This window comes from Paenibacillus chibensis (assembly GCF_004001045.1).
GTDB lineage: Bacteria > Bacillota > Bacilli > Paenibacillales > Paenibacillaceae > Paenibacillus_AQ > Paenibacillus_AQ chibensis.
This window is the reverse complement of sequence record NZ_BIMK01000063.1, coordinates 1-2,032: the sequence shown is the minus strand read 5'-3', so window position 1 is coordinate 2,032 and position 2,032 is coordinate 1. Positions and strand designations below refer to the sequence as shown.

The window sequence follows — 2,032 nt, the reverse complement described above, 5'->3', positions numbered from 1 at the left end:
CAAGTTGATATCAGTTGTCGCTACCCAGGTTCCATATTCGCCCGCCTGTAAAGAGGGGGGGGGGAGCATTCGAAGGCGTCCGGTGAGGACCAAATGCCGAAGTTGAATCTGGACATCGTCATAGATGGTTAAATGACCGGAATAGGCAGCGTAGGGGGAATGAAACACGATCTGCTGCGCGCTTTCATTCCAGCTTCCTTCAATCGGAATCGGCGTTCCGCGAAATTGGATAGTGCCTTGAACTCGTTGGTCCGGCAAAACGCGCATCACAAGCTTGCCCCATACAACCGGCCTGCCGGCGACGGATGCATAAACTCCCCAAATGGAAAAGGGGGGTAATACCTTTGATATGGATTGCGAGGCATCGGCCACGACTCATCACTCCTCTTATTCGGTTACGCCATTATATGCGTCCACGGTAAAAATGCCCGTCACGGGGCTTGGATTCCTTTACAGATAACCGAACATGTTCAAGTAAAAGAAGATCGACAATACCGTCACCGGGATGCTCCAAACCGGCTTTGTATGATGAAAACGAAGCATGAGAAACATGTGTACGTCAAAAAAAAAGCGACCACCAGCAATTCCAGCCGCGGGAGTAGGTAATATAACCGAGGCGATATCCGACCCATTCAACACCGATATAAATCAGCACCCACTTTGCAATGTGAACCGATACTAAAATGAGGTGATACAATGGCCGTTGTCAAAGCCAGGGCAAGTGATATAGATCTGTTGGCAAGATTGCTTCGAGCCGAAGCGGAAGGGGAAGGCGAACAAGGAATGCTGCTCGTCGGGGCTGTAGGAATTAATCGGATTCGGGCAAACTGCTCCGATTTTAAAGGCATTCGTACGATTCCGCAAATGGTATTTCAGCCGCATGCGTTTGAAGCAACCATACACGCTTACTTTTATCAAAAGGCAAGGGACAAAGATAGACGCCTTGCACGAAAGTCAATTAACGGTGAGCGACCATGGCCTGCTAAATTCTCTTTGTGGTATTTCAAACCCCCCGCAAATTGCCCTTCGACATGGTACAATCAGCCTTTTGTCGGAAGATACAAAAGCCACTGCTTTTACGAACCGACAGGTGTAGAATGCGAAAATATTTACAATACTTTTTAAACATATAAGACGCAGGCCTAATCCGGTCAGCGTCTTATATGTATTAAGCGCAAATCTCTGCATAACCGTTTGGAGTAATACTTTGCAGGTATGGGGATCTTCCAGTTTTGGTTCGTGTATGCCAATGCCAGTACCAACCGGCCAATCAGTTCTTTATTGACCAGCCAACACAACTCATTGTACTTCTCCAAGGCATTGAGGAAATTACTGAGTTGATGGAGCAGGGAGAATCGGCGTCTTTTTGAACATTTACACGAATCCGATGATGTCCCAAAGTTGATCCTTCGGTAGGCGTAAAATCCGATTTTGGTATCTTGATTTCTTACCGTATACCAGAGGAGTGTTTTGAGGAATGGAAGAGGGTGTCCAAAGGCAGGCCAGCCGATATGTCCGGCATCACCTATGAGAAGTTTCTGATCCGATCGGAAGATCTTCTTCGCTTACATTCCACAGTTCGGCCATTTCCTTGATATGCTTTGGACCAAAAGGGTAAGATCGATGGTTCACCAACCGAAGCGCCGACCGTCTACTGACTCCGATGATGTATAAAGGATATGAATATCGGAATAATATCAGTTACATATTCTGAAAATGGCAAATGGAAAGGAGAAAATATGGAAAAAAGCGAACTTAAATCACAATTTAAACACCGAATCAAAACGGCAAGTAATAAATCTCCAATAGTATTGGATGGCAAGGCAAGTAAAAAAGTTCCAACCGAGCCGAGTTTGATGGAGAGAACCAAAGAAGTGATGGAGAATATAGGAACCGAAATAAATAGCATCTGAATGGGTTTTTCATAATTAAAACCGGTCGGTTAGGGATTACCTTGACCGACCGTTACAGTGACAATGAGCCCCGTATTATCCTTTGGGTTTTACGAACAATGCAGCGAGAAACGAAAAAA

Annotated in this window: 3 protein-coding genes; 2 read left to right on the top strand and 1 reads right to left on the bottom strand. The window is 45.5% G+C overall.

What is annotated here, in order from left to right:
• The coding region (locus PCH05_RS26990; protein ID WP_127607808.1) for a hypothetical protein at nucleotides 1-372 on the bottom strand (372 nt) is incomplete at its 3' end.
• Between the two features lie 324 nt (nucleotides 373-696).
• Here PCH05_RS26990 and PCH05_RS26985 point away from each other — a divergent pair.
• Entirely contained in the window at nucleotides 697-1,125 is a 429-nt protein-coding gene (locus tag PCH05_RS26985; protein ID WP_107338594.1) for a cell wall hydrolase, read from the top strand.
• A gap of 554 nt (nucleotides 1,126-1,679) precedes the next feature.
• The gene (locus tag PCH05_RS26980; protein ID WP_127607806.1) at nucleotides 1,680-1,913 is read left to right on the top strand and encodes a hypothetical protein; all 234 of its coding nucleotides are present in this window, start codon (nucleotides 1,680-1,682) and stop codon (nucleotides 1,911-1,913) included.
• Nucleotides 1,914-2,032 lie beyond the last annotated feature (119 nt).

Coding starts and splice junctions, on each gene's coding strand:
- PCH05_RS26985 (WP_107338594.1), top strand. CDS start 697: ATGGCCGTTGTCAAAGCCAGGGCAAGTGATATAGATCTGTTGGCAAGA.
- PCH05_RS26980 (WP_127607806.1), top strand. CDS start 1,680: ATGAATATCGGAATAATATCAGTTACATATTCTGAAAATGGCAAATGG.